Source organism: Chryseobacterium sp. NRRL B-14798 (genome assembly GCF_050470705.1).
GTDB lineage: Bacteria > Bacteroidota > Bacteroidia > Flavobacteriales > Weeksellaceae > Chryseobacterium > Chryseobacterium cupriresistens.
In genome coordinates this window covers 2,736,806-2,756,118 of record NZ_JBFLUL010000005.1, presented here as the reverse complement: position 1 = coordinate 2,756,118, position 19,313 = coordinate 2,736,806, and the positions used below count along the sequence as shown (strand labels likewise).

Sequence of the window (19,313 nt, the reverse complement as noted above, 5' to 3'; positions counted from 1 at the left end):
TTTTTATGACCTGCATCATAAGTATGAGCATACAATATTTAATAATTTTGAATTGATTAAATATTATTTTGTTCTTGATTATAGTAAGCTCCTCTTTTTAAGAGGAGTTTTTTGATTATTCTTTCTTTTTATATTCTTCAATTTTCTTAAACTGTCTGTAAGAATCTTTAAGGATGCGAAGCTGTTCAGACACAATCTCAGTACTTTTTGGGCTGAGCTCACCTGTGTCCAGGGCATTTTGATAGGCTTCAATAGCTGCTTTTTCGCCAAACACTACATTTTCTAATGTAGATTCTATCAGGTTTCCCATGGTAAAAGAATTTTTAATGTCAATCCATGTTCTGTGAACAGCTCCTGCCATGGACGTTGAGTCCTCCGGAGTACCTTGCTTTTCTGTGATGAGGTTGATCAGTTCATTTTTCATGATTTTCGACTGCGAAATCATATGTTCGTACTCATCTTTTACATCCGGATACATTTCCCAGACTTTTCCCTCAACTTTTTCAAAGCCTTCCTTTCTGTCGTTGGTAATGTGTAGTAAGTCATTAAGTACTGATATTTCCTGCTGATGATCCATAATATAATTTTTAAAGTGAGCTATAAAATTAAAACTTACCTGACGGACTCTTTATAATCCTGATCATATCTCAAAAATAATAGGCTAAAGTCCTTTCTTTTTTCAACAAAAAGCTGCACCTTTGCCCAACAATGGGGTGCTACAGATAACGGTGGCTGAGATGATACCCAGGAATGTATTTCCACACCTGATCCGGATAATGCCGGCGTAGGGATTGCTTACTGATCATCTCATCATTTGATTTCTAATAATTAATATGATGCAGGACATTTTAAAACAAATTACCTTACCGGAATGGTTCGGAGTATTATTTTCAGTAATCCAGGTTTTACTGGCCCGTAAAAACAATGTCAACAACTATCTTTTCGGAATTGCAGGTATTCTGCTTACGCTGTATGTGATGCTTACTTCCAAGCTGTACGCTGAATTTACCTTAAATCTTTATTATCTGATCATGAGCATCTATGGATGGTTATATTGGAAATTCGGAAAGCAGAAATCAGAAATGGAAATCTCTGTTACCACCACCACAGAAAAATGGATTACGGGAGGAATTGTTCTGGGAACTTTTATCTTATTCTGGTTCTTCCTGACTCATTTTACCGACTCGGATGTTCCGGTCTGGGATTCTCTGGTGAGCGCCTTTGCCTGGGCGGGAATGTGGCTGATGGCAAGAAGAAAAATTGAAAACTGGGTAATACTGAATGTCAGTAATCTTATTTCAATCCCGCTAATGATTCATAAAGAATTATATCTCTATGCTGTTTTAACATCGTTTTTATTTTTAGTGGCCATTTCAGGATATATAGAATGGCAGAGAATCATTAAATCCAAAGCTAATGCTGAGTATTAAAGAGATCAGGCAAGAACTTCATGGCGCCTCTGTAATTTCTGATAAAGTAATGCAGCATATTCATGAGGAAGGACTGCTTAAGATCTGGGTTCCCCAAAAATATGGCGGACTCGGCTACCGTTTTGAAGAGGGGCTTAAAGCCTTATTTGGCTGGGCTGAAACCGATGGAAGTTTCGGCTGGATGATGACACTTTGTGCCGGTGCCAATTACTTTTCGAGAAATATCAAGTCTGAAATTGCTCAATTACTCTTCACTCATTCTGAAACCTGCTTTGGAGGAAGCGGAATGGTTGGCGGGACGGCAGAAAAACAGGATGACAGCACTTATCTGATCAACGGTTCATGGAATTTCGCAACAGGAGCACCTCATCTGACTCATTTTACATTGAATGCCATCATTACGGAAAACGGGAATCCCGTAACGGATAAAGATGATAATGAGATCATCCATTCATTCATCATTCCGAAAGAGGAGGCTCATATTATTCCCAATTGGAGCTCTATGGGAATGAAAGCCAGCGGAACCTATTCCTTTGCCATTAAAAATGTCACTGTCAGTGAAGATTACAGCTTTGTTTACGATATTTTTTTCACGAATGATATTCTGGACACTATTCCTTTTCGGATTTTTGCAGACTTGACACTGTTGGTCAACTATTTGGGAATGGCTTCTCATTTTATTGAAGAAGCAGAATATATTCGTCCTGAGATCCATTTCAAAAGTTTCGCAGAGTCTGTTAAAAAACATTTGGGAAAAGTATTAAGCATAGCCAGAGAAGTAGAACATATACTCGGTGATCACAAAAAGATTCCGGAGGATAAACAACACGTGATTCATCAGTATGGAGTAGAGCTGGTTCAAAAATTATCCCGTCAGATCCTTACTGTTTATACACAGTTGGGAATCCAGGCAACCGATACTGATTCTGCAGTGTATCAGATATTTTGCGATTATTTTACCGCAGCTATGCATTCCAATTTCAGGCCTTCTGCAGATGATCTGGACTTTTCTTTCTGAGTTAAAGTTTCAGAAAATATTTCTTTTAATAAGTATTTTATGTGAATATTTTGTTAATAATATTCTTTACGGTGAATATTGTACAATAAATTTTAATTATTTCACTATATTTGGAATAAACTAAAGCCTGAAGTAAGCCCAACATAACACCTGCTAAAATAAGAGCAACCAGATTACAAAAACATTATGAAAGACTTATTTTCACTCAACGGAAAGAGGAAGGATCATGTAATTATGTATTTTAAAAAAGAGAGGTATCCATTGGTAGAAAATGATAACTGGATTACGGTTACAATTAAAGAATGGTACAGGACAATGATCATATCCTGCTTAATATGCAATGACTTAGTCACTTTAATTATCGTAAGAACAAAACTCACTCCATTTTACGAAAAATATACAGTACTGTAAGTTGATTTCTGTTGTTACTTTTGTAAAAATAGATGGCCGGAACTGTTGATGGTGATATTGATCCCCGGAAAGGAGTTGTATTCTTATCTGGCAGGCCATTCTTCCCGAAGAATCGCATAAATAACGTCATCAACCCATTTATTTTTCCAGAACAGACTTTTTACAAAATGACCTTCTTTTCGTAAACCGATTCTTTCCATCAATAGAATAGAAGCTGTGTTGTCCGGATCCACAGACGCTGTAATTCTGTGTTTATGTAAATCATCAAACAGGTGACTTATGATGCCTTTTAAAGCCTCAGAAGCATATCCTTTTCCCTGAAAAGACGTATTTAATGTAATTCCCAGTTCTACCTGTGCATTTTCATCTCCGGTAAAATGAACTCCGATATCTCCGATAACCGTTTTTGTTTCTTTATCCGTAATTAACAGCTGATACCAGCTTTCAGGCTGGTTAAATTCTTTAGTATTTCTCAGGATAAAATTTTCCACCTCTTCCAGCGTTTCAGGGATCCAGCCTTGAAATCTATTGGCTTCAGCATCGGAACGGTAGTCGAAAATGTCTTGTTGATCCTCAATCGTAATGTCCCGTAGAACTAATCTTTCTGTGTAGAGCTGCATAAGGTAATATAATTTCGGACAAAAATAGTGGTAATTGGTAGTTATTCAATGGGCAATTCAAGTTTTATGAAGATTAAAGCTAATTTATTTCAATAAAAACGATAAAATATTTGCAAATACCATTTAAATACTTACTTTTGTACCGCTTTAAAAACAAAATACGGGGGATTGGCGCAGTTGGCTAGCGCGTTTGACTGGCAGTCAAAAGGTCACGGGTTCGAATCCCGTATTCTCCACTAAAGAGCTGTAATATAATGTGTTACAGCTCTTTTTTGTGGTTGATGTTTTGTCCCGGTAATTCCAACAGAATACACTAGATTTGAAATAAAAAATCAAACATGGAATTTTCTCCTTTTAATCCTGTGATTAAGCTTTGTCTGCAAGGAATGAATTTTGAAGACAAAGGAATGCATGAAAAAGCAGGTGAATTATTTTTGCAAGCCTGGGAAGAAGCTACGGATGACCACGAAAAGTTTCTGGCAGCTTATTATCTGTCACGTAACCAGAAAACAACTGAGGATCAGTTGAAATGGCTTGAAACTTCTTTAGAATTTGCTTTAAAAATTAATGATGACACTGTTAAAAGCGCGTTGCCTGCTCTTTATCAGAACATTGCTCAATGCTGGGAGAAGTCGGGAGATACAGAAATATCAAAAAAGAATGCTGAACTGGCATTACAGTTAAAAAACCATCCGTCCGATAAAGGACCTTTTTATCACGGAACAAAAGCAGATTTAAAAATTGGAGATTTACTGAAAGCAGGTGGAAGTTCCAATTATCAGTCTGACCTGAAAATGAATCATATCTATTTTACCGCTTTGGTAAACGGAGCAGGACTCGCTGCTGCATTAGCAAAAGGAGAGGGTACAGAACGTGTGTATATTGTAGAACCAACAGGAAATTTTGAGAATGATCCCAATGTTACCGATAAGAAATTTCCCGGAAATCCCACCCGCTCTTATCGTTCCGAAATGCCTTTGAAAATTATCGGAGAAGTGACAGATTGGACCAGACCAGCTCCTGAAGATCTTCAGAGATTCCGCGAAAAGCTGGAAAACCATAATGGGGAGATTATCAATTAGTCTCCGCATTTATTTTTGATGATCTTTAATATATTCCAAGATTTTATCAATAAGCATAGAGTTTCCACCTCCGTTATTTCGGAGATCAATAGCCCAATTTTTACTATTTCTTTTCTGATGCGGCAAATACTTTATCGGGCAACTTATTAAAATCATTCCTATTTCCAGATATACTTCTGAAATCCAGAAATGCCGATTTGTGATCAACAGTTTTGAATACATAAGGCTTTGCGATTACCGATATCAACCAGACAAGGGATCTTTGAACTTCATTTACGGTCTGTGGAAATATTTAGCATGAAAAATACCTACTTTATAGGTAATGTCTTATATTTTAGCAATAAAGTGTTTTAAATAAATTATCTTTACACTATTGGTAAAAATGATTGGTTTTGTGTAGAAATATTCTTACGGTTGGTTTTCTGTTTGCTTTTCTTTTGTTTTATTCTCAACAATACACGGTGCAGTTTTTCAATACAGATAACGGACTGCCTCAGAATAGTGTAAAAGATATTATAAAAGATAAATATGGTTTTATCTGGCTGACTACAGAAAACGGAATTGTAAGATATGACGGGCTTAATTTTTTTGTTCATAAAAAATTTCCACTCAATAGCCAGCGGTTTACCTATTTTTATGGTGATGCTGATAAGGACAGTATTTTTACGGCGGTAGATGATGGAAAAACGGTTTTAATCCATCAAAAAATTCCAAAAGTATTTAAAAACATAAAAAGATGTCCAACAATTATTGTTAGGGAGAATATCAACTATCATCTGTGTATTTCAAATTACAGCTACAGTCCGTCTCCGGGAGTCTATTTTTTTATGGACTTCAAAAAAGGAAGGTATTTTATCACACAGAATTCCTTTGTTTATGAAGATTTTCTTTCAAAATCACAGGTTAAACTTGACGTGAAGCCGCTTTTTAAAAATGATCCAAATGCCTTTACAATAGGAGATATTCTGTTTTATATTGATCGGAATGCTAAAAAAGTTAAAAAAATAGAAGAAGGGAAAATTACCGGTTCTTATGATCTGCCCATTGTAGCGGATGTCAGAAGCAAAATTTTCTGGAACAGAACCAATGGACAAGGATTTGTCCTGAATAATAATATCCTTTACAGATGCATCTACAATAGCGGAACGCTTAAATTATCAAAACTGATCCGGCTGGATCATATAGACGAAAGTAATCTGATGTGCATTTATTATGATGAAAAATATAAAAAACTTTACCTTGGAAGCAGTACAGACGGGCTCAAAATAGTGAGCTTAACAGATTTTACCTCTTCGAAAAAGAACATCCCAAAATCATCAGCTGTTTTTTATGCGATCCAGCCTTATAATGATTCGTGTGTAATTAATCCTGCAGGGGAAATCTACAACCGCTATGGATTGGTTAAAAGCAAAAACTTCGATAAAAGTATATCGTATTTTTTAAATTTTGACAGACAGGGCAATATTGTAACCCGGAGAGAACAAACTCTTTTTGTATACAGTAAAAAGTCTGATTTTACAGATTTTCAAAGTATTTCCACCGGAGAAGACACGTTGAATGATTTCTTCTTTGCCAATGGGAAATATTACGTGCTGGCAGTGAAACAAAAAAAAGGAAATACCGAGTTCACAGGCACACTAAGCATTTATGAAAACTGGCCTTTTAAGTCATTAAAGAAAAAATACCTGTTTGCCAACGAACCAACCAAAATGGTATTGACAGAAGCAGGAGATATTCTGGTTGGTACGATAAAAGGATTGTATAAAATATCCGTCAATCATAACAAAATCTATAGTTTAAACGGTAAAAATGAATTATCAGTTCGTGATATCGTACTTACTGCAGACGGAAATATATGGGTAACCACACTTGGAAAAGGTTTTTATCTTTTAAGAAACAACCGTCTTATAAAGCTGCCGGGTGATTCTGAAGGCAATCTTTTATCACCGCATACCCTGATGGAAGATCCTAATGGTTACTTCTGGATTCCAACCAATAATGGCTTGTATAAAATAAGAGAAAGCATGCTTTTAAAATACCTGCAAAACAGGAATTTTAAATTGAACTATTACAGATATTCAAAAGAAGCCGGCTTTAGTACCAACGAGTTTAATGGAGGAAGTAATATCAATAGCAACAAATTGAAAAACGGAGATTTTGTTTTGCCTTCATTAAGCGGACTGGTATTTTTTAACCCGCTGAAAGTTAAAAGTTATTATCCCGCAGCGATGTATATAGAAAGGGTTCTCGTTGATGATAAAGAAAGATTGTTTACAGATGTCCTGAAACTGAGTCAGGAGAACAGACAGGTTGAACTGTTTATCGATGTCCCTTACTATGCAAACCCTGATAATATTGTCATTGAAGCAAAACTGGATGACGATGGAACCAATAAATGGTTGTCTGTAGGAAAAGACCGGAAATTTTTACTCAATAATCTTGGCCATGGCACCCATTTTCTTATCGTAAGGATGCTCGTTTCTGATAAGCAGGAATACGTTTTCAAAAAAATTAAAATTATCATTCCTCCCTTTTTTTATCAGACATTATGGTTTAAACTACTGATTGTTTTTATCTTTCTTCTTTTACTGTATGTATCCGTGAGATGGAGGACGAGCTTTCATAAAAAGAAAAACCGTGAGCTGGAAGAAATTATCCGCTTAAGAACCAAAACTCTTTCAGAAACTGTAGAAAATCTGGAAATCACTCAGATAAAGCTGGGAAAAGAAATTGAACAGCAGAAAAAGCTCATCGGAACAATTACCCATGATATTACCACACCATTGAAATTTATTGCTTTAACCAGCAAAGAAGCCTTGGACTATGATGAAAAGAATGCCTACCGTACTGAAAGAATTCTTAATTCTATTTACAAATCATCTAACCAGCTGTACAATTTTACAAAAACACTGAAAGAGTATGCTGATATTTATAATGAATACAGGACTGATGAAACAGAGCTGTATTCTTTCTATGATCTGGTGCAGGAAAAGAAAATCCTTTTTGATGAGATTGCAGCCAATCACAACACGACAATTGTTAATAATGTAGATGAAAAATTAATGGTGAAAATCAGTAAAAATATTCTTGCTGTGATTATTCATAATCTAATGGATAATTCTGTAAAATATACAAGAAACGGAACAATTACAATCATCGGGGCAGATGAGCCGGAAACTGTTATTCTGGAAATTACAGATACAGGAATCGGGATGGACGACCATAAAATTGAATATTATACCAAACTTCAGGAGAATATTGAAAATGAAAAGCTGTTATTGCAGAAATATGGTATGGGACTTCATCTGATCCTGCAGCTGCTCCAGATGCTGGAAAGTAAAATTGTAATCAGAAGAAACGAGAACAAAGGCACTTCTTTCCAATTAATTATAAAAAAATCAAAAAAATGATTAAAAAGATCCTTATAGCAGATGATCATGATATTGTATTAACAGGAACCGCTATCATTTTAGAAGCACGCATTCCTGATGTACTGATAGATACCGCTTCAGATTATCCTGAAGCCCTCGATAAAATTTCCAGACAGAAATTTGATCTGCTTATTCTGGATATTAATATGCCTGAAAGCAGAAACAAAAAAATGATCTCAGAAATCAAACAGCTTGATCCTGCTTTGAAAATACTTGTTTTTTCGGCGTATGAAGAGGAAATAGCCATACAATATATCAAAGAAGGGGCAGATGGATACATTAATAAACTCAGTAAAGTAGATACAATTTCTGAAGCAGTCATGAAGATGTTTTCAGAAGGAAATTATTATCCTAATGGCTTTGTCAATAAGCTGTTGCAGCCGTCCGCACTGGATGCTGTAAAGAGTTTATCAGAAAGGGAATATGAAATTTTTATGCTCATGGTAAAAGGAAACGGAAACCTGGAAATTTCAAATGAGATGGATATTCAAATGTCTACAATTAGTACTTATAAAAAAAGAATCCATAAAAAACTGAAAACAAGTAATCTGGCTGATCTTATTAAACTGTATGAAGCTTACATGTCCTGATACTGAATTTTATGAATAAAACAATTTTTTGAGTGTAGAAAATTTTCTACAATTTGCTTAGTTTTTTTCTACGCTTGGTGATGTTTCTTGTAGAATTTATTCTGATACTTTTACATTATGTTAAACAATTGAGTTTATTAATGTAAATAAAATAATGATAAATGTTTAAAATTTCTACAAAACTAATCTTTGCAATGATAGCCTTAAGTCCGGCTATTGCTTTTGCCCAGGCAGGAAATGTTGGGGTCAACACAGTGAATCCAGGTTCTACTATGGATATTAACGGATCATTGGCAGCTAATTATAAAGCGGTTACTACAGCCACTTATAATTTAGTATTATCAGACTTTCATGTTTCATACAATGGGAGTTCAGATGCTGTATTTGGTTTACCACCTTCTGTCAGTGGGGTTGGAAACTTCAAAGGGAGGATTTACAGAATTAAAAACAATACAAATTTTAAGATCACAGTGAATGCTGTAGCTCCGGAAACAATTAACGGAAATGCCAGTATTTCAGTACCAGCCAATCAGAGTGTGGAACTCGTGAGCACGGGTCTCACCGGAACAAATTCTACATGGGAACTTCTTTCAACAGGAACATCTTCAACAGGGGATTATATTATTGTGAAGCCAAACGCAGCCCAATCAGTATCTACAGGATCAGATGTGACATTTGGATCTGTGATTGCCTCCAATAATATTACTTATAGCGCAGGTGTTTTCAATCTGAAAGCAGGTAAAACCTATGTTCTCCGTTGTCAGCTTCATGCTACAGATTTTTCGCTGGCAGGTGGATTCTTCGTGTATGAATGGGTAGATGCTTCCAATAATTCCGTTCTTCCTTCCAGTACAACAGGGGTTGTTGATGCCATAAATAATTATCCGGCAACATCTATTGGCGGCCAGCCGGAAGCCTATGCTATTTACAGGCCAACAGTTGATACCTCTGTAAAAGTAAGGCTGGGAGGAGCCGGAACAGCACAGCTGAACCCTACAATAGGTTTTATGACGGTAACTGAGCTTGCAGGAGGTAATGGAAATGGCGGTACAACAATCATTAATAACAATATCACAGCAAGTAACGGTCTTAGTTTATCCGGGACAGATGTAAAATTGGGAGGAACCCTTTCACAGGCAACCGATATTGCAACAGCAGGAAATAATTTAAGTATCAATGGTACAGGAAAAGTCCTGGTGGGAACCAATACAGTGCCGGCGGGAGCTGCCAGTGCAAAAGTTGTTATTGATAACGGAACAGCCAATGGAGCACTTCAGATTAAAGACGGCACCCAGCAGCTGGGGTACGTACTGACCAGTGATGCTAACGGACTGGCTACATGGTCTTCCACTGTTACTACAGCATTTGCTGATAACTGGACATCTTACACTGGAACACTGGTTAATCCTTTTACCGGAAACTCAGGAGGAGATAACCTGCCAACAGGAATTTCTGTGAATATTCCTGCTAAAGGATGGTATTTTTTCCGTTCAGGAATTACAATAACTTCTACCTGTAATGATTACTGGTTTTACATTCCCGGGATAGGGGAAGTATGGAAAACATATTGTGGAACTGCCAGTCCCGATCCTATTAATTTTGTGCCAAGAGATCAAACCAGAGTATTATATTTTGCAGCCCCCGGTGTTTACCCTATAGTTGCTCATAAGACTAATCTTGTAGTTCCATCTGGGTTTAATGTTGGGAACCCTACTTTTTATCTGGATTTTGTAAAGTTCCAAAATTAAATTCCGGATAGTTATCAGACCAGAAAAGATTCTAAAAACATACTATGAAAACAAAAGCTGCGAGGTTAATTCTTTGCAGTTTTTGTTTACTTTTATTTCAAGCGGTAACATGATTTCTGATAAACAGAAATCATGTTACTGTAAAATTCTCAATATGACTGTACTCATAAAACCAGATACGAATATATCATACATTTGGGATAAGTTTTTCATCATCCAATAATAGTTTCTAGCCTCTTTTTAGAGGCTTTTTTTCAAAAAAGAGGGTTCGTTGTATCAAAAAAACAGCCACAATGAAAATATTGTGGCTGCCTTTTTGAAATCAAATATCAACTATTATAAAGATCTGGAGCGGGCAATATTAATAAGGTACACAAGGTGTGCGTACATGCTTCGCTTTACAGACTCTACTTTTATATCTCCGGTGGCCTGATTGATGGTAGTAACCAAATCTGTATTACATTGACCCGCAAAATTTCCACTTCCTAAATAGTTCACTGTATTGGTACTTGGATAAGAGATTCTGGGATAGTCAGGTGCTGTCTGATTAGCCACAGCAGTTGCATTGGCAAACCCTTTATTATCAACATATCGGGCTGTCCATGTTCCTAGAAATTGTCCGTTTCCTGTATTAATTCCCTGCCCTACAATAATTTGAGTGTCAACAGGATTACTGAATCCCGCACAAGAAGAGTAATGGTTTACAGAAACGGTACAGGAAGAAGCATTGTCGCCAGGTTGGAAGCATTTTCCTTCGTATACAGTCGATCTTTGTTCACTGGAAGAGGTAGATGTGTTCAGTATAGCCTTTGGCGCAAAAATTTCTTCTGGAGAAATAAGCGTTAAAACTCCTTGTGCATCTGCCGCAACAATCTTTTTTTCAGCATTTGAAAGTCCTCTTACTCTTACCAGACCATTCACATCCAAAGTATGACTTGGAGTGGCGGTATTAATCCCAACCTGTGCCGTTGAGCTGCCAAAAATAGCAAGTGCTCCCAAAAATAATGTTTTTGTTTTCATGTAATTTTTTGAAAAGGTTAAATTTTTCACTAAGGTAAGAAATATCTTTAAAACATACCGCAAATGATCTGCAATCTAGTATAAAGTAATTGTAAACGAATTTTGAACATATTACTATCCAATTTTAACCTTATATTTTTAATTAACTCAAATTTGTACAGTCTCTGTTTGTTTGAAAAATATTTGTATTTTAGCCGAAATATGTTGTTTTTTAACAAACATATTGAACGCTGATTAAAATTCAGATAATTTGAATGAAAAAATTAGTAGATTTGCACGGAACAAAAAAATAATACATATTAAGCAATATTCTCAGTAAGCTGTATTTTTGCAAGGAAGGCAGATGAGAATAACAGAATTTTAGGTTATAAAACTACTGAAACTATGAAGAAACTTTTTTTACTTTTATTTACGGCGTTTTTATTTATCGGTTGCAGCTCTGATGATGATACTATTTATGATTATGTAGGAACATGGTCTGGTTCTTATGAAGGAGGTGATAAAGGAGTTTGGAACTTTGTGGTAGATGAGAGTGGTAAAGTGGTGGGAACAATGCATTCCGATGTCAATAATGAAAACTATAACATTTCCGGGAATTTAAGTGAAACAGGAGATCTGAACGCAACGGTAGGACTTCCTTCGAAAGGAGAATTCAGAGGAACATTATCTACAGATAAAAAAGGAAACGGAAACTGGTCCAACTCACTTCCCACACCTTCCATATCAGGAACCTGGAAAGGAGAAAAGAAATAAAACAAGAAAGTCTGCAGGATATACTGCAGACTTTTTTATTTATACAAATCCCATACGGGTAATCTCATCATGTTCATTTTTCAATGCTGCAAAACAGAGCAGAAAATCCTCATCAGAAAAAAATTTTTTTAACGGTTGATCTTGCTCTTTATTCCAACTCATAATCTCTTCATTACTTTCTACGCTATAATTTTCAGAATCTAATTTTAAAGTTAAAATCACCGCATGGTCTGATGTACAATGATCATTTTTATACAGAACATGATCTTTAATCCTTATACAATCAGAAACATTCTTAATGGTGCCGAATTGAAATGCTCCCAGCAATTTTCTTCCTTCTTCAGTCTTTAAACCATTTTCAACTGTTCTTTTTCCCCTTTCAGAAATTGTATCCAAATCTTTGATGGCCGTCATCACCTTGGCAAACTTCTGGTAGAGCAGGGGATCTCCTGATTCTTTAATATAGTCATCCAGACTCTTCCGGATAACTTTTCCCATTTTGGAACAATGCCCGAATTCAGAACTGTTCTGTCTTACCTTCTCATATGACGGATTCTTTTTAAACGCAGTTTTATTGAACCCGCTTTTCTTCCGAACCACATTTTTGCCGTTCAGGTTATAAAATACCAGGTCGCCCACCGCTCCTGTAATCTTGATTACACTTTCATAGGTTGCCATGTCTTTAAAATAGAAATCAAATATACCAATAAATAATGAAAATCAAAATTTTAACATATATTTATAATATAGTTGTAGTATAGTTATATTATAATTACAATATAAAATGTATATTTGTACTACGTTTTGTTAATTAATTATAAATCAGAAGAGTATGGGAACGGGATTATTTCAACAAAAAATGACAATAAAGCAGATTGCTATTGTGTTGGCAGCCTCTGTTTTGGTGGTTTCCTGCGGATCCTCGAAAAGCGCTTCCGCCAGTAAAAAATCAAATACAAAGAGCGTTGCAAAAGCTGAAAACCTCAGAAAACTGGATTCAAAATTTAACGGAAGTGTATCCAGATCAATCAATGATATTCTGAAAGATGCAGAAAAGTATATCGGAGCACCCTATAAATTCGGAGGAAGTACTTCTTCAGGATTTGACTGCTCAGGATTTACCGTAAAAGTATTTGAAGAAAATGATTTTAATCTTCCCAGAAGATCTTCTGATCAGGCCGAGGCCGGAAAAAATATTGATATAAAAGACGTAAAACCCGGAGATCTCTTATTTTTTGCAACAGCCGGAGGAAGCAGAGTCTCTCACGTAGGAATTGTTCATGATATCGGTCCTGATGGAGAAGTGAAATTCATTCATGCTTCTACTTCAAAAGGTGTTATTATTTCATCTCTGAATGAAAAGTACTGGAATAAGGCCTATCTTCATGCTCAAAGAGTGCTGTAAATCTTTAAAACGTACTAACAGGAATTAATATTTTGTCATGCAGGGAAGGGTTGAAATTCAATAGAAACGGGCTTTAGCCCGTTCAATAGAAAAATCAAACAATCAATTGGCTTTAGCCAAAACTTATAACTATATTCTTTAACCACCCCGTCAAAAATTCTCTGAATTTTTGCCACCCCTCCGGAGGAGGGGAATTGCCAGGTTTATAACTTCGCATTTCTGCAAATCAATAATATTCTTGTCATTGCAATAACATTGCATCCCAAAACTCATGAAATTTGTCCAAAACTATTATCATTATGACAGATTTCATCAGATTCTTTATTCCCTTTTATTTTATTATTTTTTTTACTGTTTCCTTTGTGGGAATAAGTTACAGAGTCGCAAAACGGATTGGCAAAAATCCTAACGTCCTTCCCAAAGATGATTCTGCTTACGGATTGGTTGGATTTTATTTTAAGCTGATTTTATTGGCTTTGTTTATGTATACAATACTTCTTTTACTCTTTCCGAAAGACATGTTCTCTGCTTTTAAAATCAATGCTTTGGAATATAATCTCATTCAATACACAGGGTTAGGTTTTATGATGATGGCCTTGATTTGGGTTGTTATTGCCCAGTTGCAAATGAAAAACTCGTGGCGTATCGGGATTGACAGCACAACAAAAACAGAACTTGTCACTGACGGATTATTCAGGTTTTCAAGAAATCCTGTATTTCTGGGCATGACCATCAGTCTTGTCGGATTTTTTCTTGTTTTTCCTACTGTCATTACTTTTTCTTTTCTTCTGACGGGAAATATTTTAATGCAGATTCAAATCAGGCTTGAAGAAGAGTTCCTGCTAAAGGAACACGGAGAAATTTACCTGACCTATAAAAATAGAGTGAAGCGTATGCTGGGCTATTAATTAAACTAATGTTAAAAACAGTTTTGCTGAACTTTTTTGTATCTTTGGCCGGTATAATTTTAAATAAGAAACATGTCGTTACAACAAACTATTGAAAATATCTGGGACAACAGAGATTTATTGCAGAATGAAGACAGCCAAAAGGCAATTAGAGAAGTAATTTCTTTGGTTGATAAGGGTGAACTTCGTACAGCAGAGCCTACTGAAAACGGATGGCAGGTAAATGAATGGGTGAAAAAAGCAGTGGTAATGTATTTTCCGATCCAGAAAATGGAAACTATTGAAGTAGGTCCGTTTGAATTTCATGACAAGATGCCTTTAAAGAGAAATTATGCTGAAAAAGGAGTAAGAGTTGTACCGCATGCGGTTGCCAGAGAAGGAGCTTATATTGCTCCCGGAGTAATTATGATGCCTTCTTATGTAAACATTGGAGCTTATGTAGATTCAGGAACAATGGTAGATACATGGGCAACAGTAGGAAGCTGTGCACAGATCGGTAAAAACGTTCACCTGAGTGGAGGTGTTGGGATCGGTGGAGTATTGGAGCCGTTACAGGCAGCTCCGGTAATCATTGAAGATGACTGCTTTATCGGTTCAAGATGTATCGTTGTGGAAGGAGTTCACGTAGAAAAAGAAGCTGTATTGGGTGCTAACGTAGTATTGACCGCTTCTACAAAAATTATCGACGTTACAGGAGATACACCTGTTGAAATCAAAGGAAGAGTTCCTGCACGTTCAGTAGTTATTCCAGGAAGCTATACAAAACAGTATCCGGCTGGAGAATATCAGGTTCCATGTGCTTTGATTATCGGTCAGAGAAAAGAATCTACAGACAAGAAAACATCTCTGAATGATGCATTGAGAGAGAATAATGTAGCTGTTTAAGATTAATATTTTAAGCTAATACCACAATCTTGAAAGAAAAATTTCTTAAAATACTATTAAACCCTAAATATATATTTGGGGTTTATCTTATTATATCCGTTGTTACTGCAATTTCCAAATATCTGAGAGGAGATTATGCGATCAATAATTATCTGATTTTTAAAAACGTATTCTTTAATACCATTCATCAGAAAAACTTATTTATCCATTATCCTGATCTTTATTTTGATCTGAACCATTATGGTGTATTTTTCAGTGCATTGATCGCACCATTCGCCATGATGCCGGATTGGCTGGGAATATCACTCTGGAATATTGCCAATACTTTCATCTTTATCTACGGAATTTATAAACTGCCGTTTTCAGACAGCAAGAAAGCGATTTTCGGGTTGCTTTGTCTTCAGGAATACATCACAGCAGCTTTAAGTTTGCAGTTCAATGTAGCGCTGACAGGCCTTTTGTTGTTATCTGCCGTCTATATTTACGAAAGAAAAGAAGTAAAATCTGTAACCGCAATTTTAATTGGGGTATTTGTGAAAATCTACGGAATTGTAGGACTAACGCAGTTTTTCTTTATTAAAAACAAAACTAAATTTATTCTTTCAGGAGTTGCTATTGCCCTATTATTTTTCGTGCTTCCAATGGCGTATTCAAGTCCACAGTTTGTCATTCAGTGCTACTCAGACTGGTTTCAGTCTATTGTAGAGAAGAATAATGAAAATCAGGTTCTGGGAAATATGCAGGACATCTCTTTAATGGGCTTTGTCAGAAGAATTTTGGGAGATGCATCTATTTCAAATCTTGTATTTTTAGCAGGCGGACTACCACTTTTTGTTTTGCCTTACATCAGAATTAAGCAATACAAGCATTATGCATTCCAACTGATGATTCTGGCTTCAACATTACTGTTCTTGGTATTGTTCAGTTCCAGTTCAGAATCTCCAACCTATATTATTGCGGTGGTAGGAGTGCTGATCTGGTTTTTCCTTCAGAAAGAAAGAACACCATTGATTATTGGATTGCTGGTTTTTGTCATTATTTTTACCTGTTTCTCCACTTCGGATCTTTTCCCGAAATTTGTAAAAGAGAATTATATCATCAAATATTCATTAAAAGCCGTACCTTGTATTGTGATCTGGTTGAGAGTGACTTATGAACTTCTGACTAAAGATTTTGAGAAAAATTACAGCCTGAATTAATACATATGAAGAAAATTTCAATTGTAATTCCCGCCTATAACGAAGAAGGAAATGTCGCAATGATTCATCAGAAAATTAAAGAAGTTTTTGATGGCTTAAGAAATTACGACTTTGAAATCATATTTGTCAATGATGGCAGCAGAGATAATACCCAGCAAAAATTAGAAGAACTTTCCAGTCAGTATGATGAAGTAAAGTTCATTGAATTTTCCCGTAATTTCGGACACCAGCCGGCTGTAAAGGCAGGTATGGACAATGCCCACGGAAATGCAGTCATTTCTATGGATGGAGATCTTCAGCATCCGCCGGCGCTTATTCCGGAAATGATTCGGAAATGGGAAGAAGGCTATGACGTCGTTTTTACCTTTAGAACGTATCCTAAAGAGATTTCTTTTTTTAAAAGAAAAACATCAGACTTATTTTACAAGCTTTTATCAAGCCTTTCAGATGTTAACTTAACGAAAGGCGGCGGCTCAGATTTCAGACTGTTGGATGCAAGTGCAGTTGAAGTGATGAGAAATTTTAATGAAGACGATCTGTTCCTTAGAGGATTAACGAGCTGGATGGGGTTCAAACAAACAGGAATCGACTTTACTGCAGCAGAAAGACTCTCAGGAAAAAGCAGTTACAACCTTAAAAAGATGTTTACTTTTGCTTTTACAGGAATCACTGCTTTCAGTGTGAAACCGCTTTACCTGGCAGCATATCTGGGCTTTTTATTCTCAGCGCTTTCAGTAATCGGATATGGAGCCTACGTAATTCATTCATTTATTGCCAAAACAGAGATTTCCGGTTGGGCATCTTTGATTATGACCATTGTTTTCTTTGGAGGACTTCAGCTCATTATCTTAGGAATCATGGGAATTTATTTGGGTAAAATATTTAAACAGGTGAAAGACAGACCTAATTATATTATTAAAAACAAAAATTTTTAAAATGGTTTTATTGAGTTTTGACATTGAAGAATTTGATATGCCATTAGAATATAAGGGTGAAATTCCCTTTGAAAAGCAGATTTCAATTTCACAGACAGGATTGGAGAGAATCCTCAATATCCTTAAAAAACATAATGCCAAAGCTACCTTTTTTTCCACGGTAGTTTTTGCAGAAAACAGCAAGCACCTTATTGAAAGGTTATTACATGAAGGGCATGAGCTGGCCTCTCACACGTGGTTTCATTCAGAATTTGAAGACAAACACCTGAAAGAATCAAGAGAAAGGCTGGAAGAATTATTTTCCACAAAGGTGACCGGATTAAGAATGCCGAGAATGATGCCGGTAGATGAAAAAGCAGTGGAAGAAGCAGGATACGCATACAATTCCTCTATCAACCCTACATTTTTGCCGGGAAGATATAATAATTTAAAAGTATCCAGAACGTATTTCAAAGAAGGAAATGTAACGCAGATTCCGGCTTCGGTTTCTCCTAATTTCAGGATTCCTTTGTTTTGGTTAAGCTTTCACAATTTTCCTTTGTTTTTCTACAAAAAACTGGCTTCGGATTGTTTGAAAAAAGATCAATATCTGAATATTTATTTCCATCCCTGGGAATTTGCAGAAATAAAAGATGAAGCTTTTAAACTTCCTGGATTTACGGTAAAAAACTCAGGAAAAGAGATGGTGGAAAGGTTTGACTCGTTTGTAGGCTGGCTGAAAGAAAAAGGTCATACATTCGGCACATTTCAGGAATTTCAAAAACAGATTCAACGATGAAGATTGCCTTTGATGCCAAACGGTTTTTCCACAATACATCCGGTCTGGGGAACTATTCGAGAGATCTTGTAAGAATTCTTTCCGAATATGAACCGGAGAATGAATATCTGTTATTGAACAAAAATAAGTCCGAGAGAGGGAAAGATATTCTGGAACGCCCGAATGTTCACTTTATTGAAACCTCAAAAGGAAATTTTTCACGTCAGCTGAAAATGGGTAAAGATGCCCAGAAGCAGGGTGCAGATATTTTTCATGGATTATCAGGTGAACTTCCCTTAAAATGGGATCCAAAGCCTATTAAAAAGGTCGTTACCATTCATGATCTGATCTTCGTAAGATATCCGCAGTATTATTCTTTTTTTGACAGGAAAATCCATTTCTGGAAATTCAAAAAAGCAGTTGATACCGCTGATAAAATCATTGCGATTTCGGAACAGACCAAAAGAGATATTATTGAATATTTAAAAGTTCCTGAGTCTAAAATTGAAGTCATTTATCAGGGCTGTCATCATGCTTTTAAAGAACAGCAATCTCCGGAATTGATGAAAGCTGTCAAAGAGAAATTTAAGCTTCCCGAAAGGTTTGTACTGAATGTTGGAACCATCGAAGACCGCAAAAATCTTCTGAATATTGTAAAAGCGATCAACGGAACGGAAATTCCTCTTGTAGTCGTGGGAAGAAAGACAAAATACTATCAGAAAATAGAAAGTTTCCTGAAAAAAAACAAAATGGAGAAGCAGGTGCTTTTCCTGGAAGGCGTTTCTATGGATGAGTTGGCTTGTCTTTATAAACTGGCGGATATTTTTGTCTATCCAAGCTTCTTTGAAGGCTTTGGAATCCCCGTTATTGAGGCACTTTTCTCCAAAACGGTTGTGGTGACGAGCAATACCAGCTGTCTGCCTGAAGCGGGCGGAAAAGACTCTGTGTATGTGAATCCGGATAACGATCTCGATATCCGGGCCAAATTAAAATTTCTATGGGAAAATGAATCCGAGAGAAAACGCCGTGAGGAAAAGGGTTTCGAGTTTGTTCAGAAGTTTAATGACGAACCCATTGCAAAGGAGCTTATGAATTTTTATCAAAAAATTCTCTGAAAAAAC

The 19,313-nt window shown here is 36.1% G+C and carries 18 protein-coding genes and 1 tRNA gene; 15 read left to right on the top strand and 4 right to left on the bottom strand.

The annotated features are described in order from the left end of the window. Positions 1 to 115: 115 nt before the first annotated feature. Positions 116 to 577 (bottom strand): PA2169 family four-helix-bundle protein, encoded by a 462-nt coding sequence (locus AB1278_RS12905; protein WP_202842374.1) that lies wholly within the window; start codon positions 575 to 577, stop codon positions 116 to 118. Positions 578 to 833: 256 nt separating this feature from the next. On the opposite strand from AB1278_RS12905, the gene pnuC reads away from it, so the two are divergent. Continuing rightward, on the top strand, positions 834 to 1,430 hold the full coding sequence (gene pnuC / locus AB1278_RS12900) for a nicotinamide riboside transporter PnuC (RefSeq protein WP_429814793.1): 597 nt from the start codon (positions 834 to 836) through the stop codon (positions 1,428 to 1,430). Beyond that, complete coding sequence (locus AB1278_RS12895) at positions 1,417 to 2,448, top strand: hypothetical protein (RefSeq protein WP_429814790.1); 1,032 nt, start codon at positions 1,417 to 1,419, stop codon at positions 2,446 to 2,448. The genes pnuC and AB1278_RS12895 overlap by 14 nt, the downstream gene beginning before the upstream one ends. A 494-nt stretch (positions 2,449 to 2,942) precedes the next feature. Here the strand turns inward: AB1278_RS12895 and AB1278_RS12890 are convergent, their stop codons facing one another. Then, a complete protein-coding gene (locus AB1278_RS12890) occupies positions 2,943 to 3,479 on the bottom strand; it encodes a GNAT family N-acetyltransferase (RefSeq protein ID WP_411413229.1) in 537 nt (178 codons plus the stop codon). A 162-nt stretch (positions 3,480 to 3,641) separates the two neighbouring features. On the opposite strand from AB1278_RS12890, the gene AB1278_RS12885 reads away from it, so the two are divergent. The 5 genes from AB1278_RS12885 to AB1278_RS12865 all read left to right on the top strand — a co-directional run bounded on the left by AB1278_RS12885 (position 3,642) and on the right by AB1278_RS12865 (position 10,330). After that, a tRNA-Ala gene (locus AB1278_RS12885) sits at positions 3,642 to 3,715 on the top strand. Between the two features lie 432 nt (positions 3,716 to 4,147). Further along, positions 4,148 to 4,561 (top strand): NAD(+)--rifampin ADP-ribosyltransferase, encoded by a 414-nt coding sequence (gene arr / locus AB1278_RS12880; RefSeq protein ID WP_343641094.1) that lies wholly within the window; start codon positions 4,148 to 4,150, stop codon positions 4,559 to 4,561. Between the two features lie 392 nt (positions 4,562 to 4,953). Beyond that, entirely contained in the window at positions 4,954 to 7,971 is a 3,018-nt protein-coding gene (locus AB1278_RS12875) for a sensor histidine kinase (protein ID WP_429814787.1), read from the top strand. Then, on the top strand, positions 7,968 to 8,582 hold the full coding sequence (locus AB1278_RS12870; RefSeq protein ID WP_110008794.1) for a response regulator transcription factor: 615 nt from the start codon (positions 7,968 to 7,970) through the stop codon (positions 8,580 to 8,582). The genes AB1278_RS12875 and AB1278_RS12870 overlap by 4 nt, the downstream gene beginning before the upstream one ends. A gap of 161 nt (positions 8,583 to 8,743) precedes the next feature. After that, complete coding sequence (locus tag AB1278_RS12865; protein ID WP_110008795.1) at positions 8,744 to 10,330, top strand: hypothetical protein; 1,587 nt, start codon at positions 8,744 to 8,746, stop codon at positions 10,328 to 10,330. Positions 10,331 to 10,666: 336 nt separating this feature from the next. Here AB1278_RS12865 and AB1278_RS12860 read toward each other — a convergent pair whose 3' ends face one another. Continuing rightward, positions 10,667 to 11,350: a hypothetical protein gene (locus AB1278_RS12860; protein ID WP_429814784.1), complete on the bottom strand. Its 684-nt coding sequence runs from the start codon at positions 11,348 to 11,350 to the stop codon at positions 10,667 to 10,669. Positions 11,351 to 11,734: 384 nt separating this feature from the next. Between AB1278_RS12860 and AB1278_RS12855 the strand changes: the two genes are divergently transcribed. Beyond that, complete coding sequence (locus tag AB1278_RS12855) at positions 11,735 to 12,103, top strand: hypothetical protein (protein ID WP_110008797.1); 369 nt, start codon at positions 11,735 to 11,737, stop codon at positions 12,101 to 12,103. 39 nt (positions 12,104 to 12,142) lie between these two features. Here AB1278_RS12855 and AB1278_RS12850 read toward each other — a convergent pair whose 3' ends face one another. Continuing rightward, entirely contained in the window at positions 12,143 to 12,781 is a 639-nt protein-coding gene (locus tag AB1278_RS12850) for a hypothetical protein (protein WP_343641088.1), read from the bottom strand. A gap of 181 nt (positions 12,782 to 12,962) precedes the next feature. Here AB1278_RS12850 and AB1278_RS12845 point away from each other — a divergent pair, with 181 nt between their 5' ends. From AB1278_RS12845 to AB1278_RS12815, 7 genes are all read left to right on the top strand, one after another. After that, positions 12,963 to 13,508: a C40 family peptidase gene (locus AB1278_RS12845; protein ID WP_343641090.1), complete on the top strand. Its 546-nt coding sequence runs from the start codon at positions 12,963 to 12,965 to the stop codon at positions 13,506 to 13,508. A gap of 299 nt (positions 13,509 to 13,807) precedes the next feature. Further along, complete coding sequence (locus AB1278_RS12840) at positions 13,808 to 14,416, top strand: methyltransferase family protein (RefSeq protein WP_429814781.1); 609 nt, start codon at positions 13,808 to 13,810, stop codon at positions 14,414 to 14,416. A 72-nt stretch (positions 14,417 to 14,488) separates the two neighbouring features. Next, positions 14,489 to 15,301, top strand: coding sequence for a 2,3,4,5-tetrahydropyridine-2,6-dicarboxylate N-succinyltransferase (locus AB1278_RS12835; protein WP_089691708.1), 813 nt, complete (start codon positions 14,489 to 14,491; stop codon positions 15,299 to 15,301). Positions 15,302 to 15,330: 29 nt separating this feature from the next. Next, positions 15,331 to 16,500, top strand: a complete 1,170-nt coding sequence (locus AB1278_RS12830; RefSeq protein ID WP_429814778.1) for a glycosyltransferase family 87 protein — start codon at positions 15,331 to 15,333, stop codon at positions 16,498 to 16,500. Positions 16,501 to 16,505: 5 nt separating this feature from the next. After that, the gene (locus AB1278_RS12825) at positions 16,506 to 17,435 is read left to right on the top strand and encodes a glycosyltransferase family 2 protein (protein ID WP_227942718.1); all 930 of its coding nucleotides are present in this window, start codon (positions 16,506 to 16,508) and stop codon (positions 17,433 to 17,435) included. 1 nt (position 17,436) lies between these two features. Further along, positions 17,437 to 18,213 carry a polysaccharide deacetylase family protein gene (locus AB1278_RS12820; RefSeq protein WP_429814775.1) on the top strand — a complete coding sequence of 259 codons (777 nt, stop codon included), beginning with the start codon at positions 17,437 to 17,439 and terminating at the stop codon, positions 18,211 to 18,213. Beyond that, a complete protein-coding gene (locus tag AB1278_RS12815) occupies positions 18,210 to 19,307 on the top strand; it encodes a glycosyltransferase family 4 protein (protein WP_429814772.1) in 1,098 nt (365 codons plus the stop codon). The genes AB1278_RS12820 and AB1278_RS12815 overlap by 4 nt, the downstream gene beginning before the upstream one ends. The last annotated feature ends 6 nt before the right edge of the window (positions 19,308 to 19,313 follow it).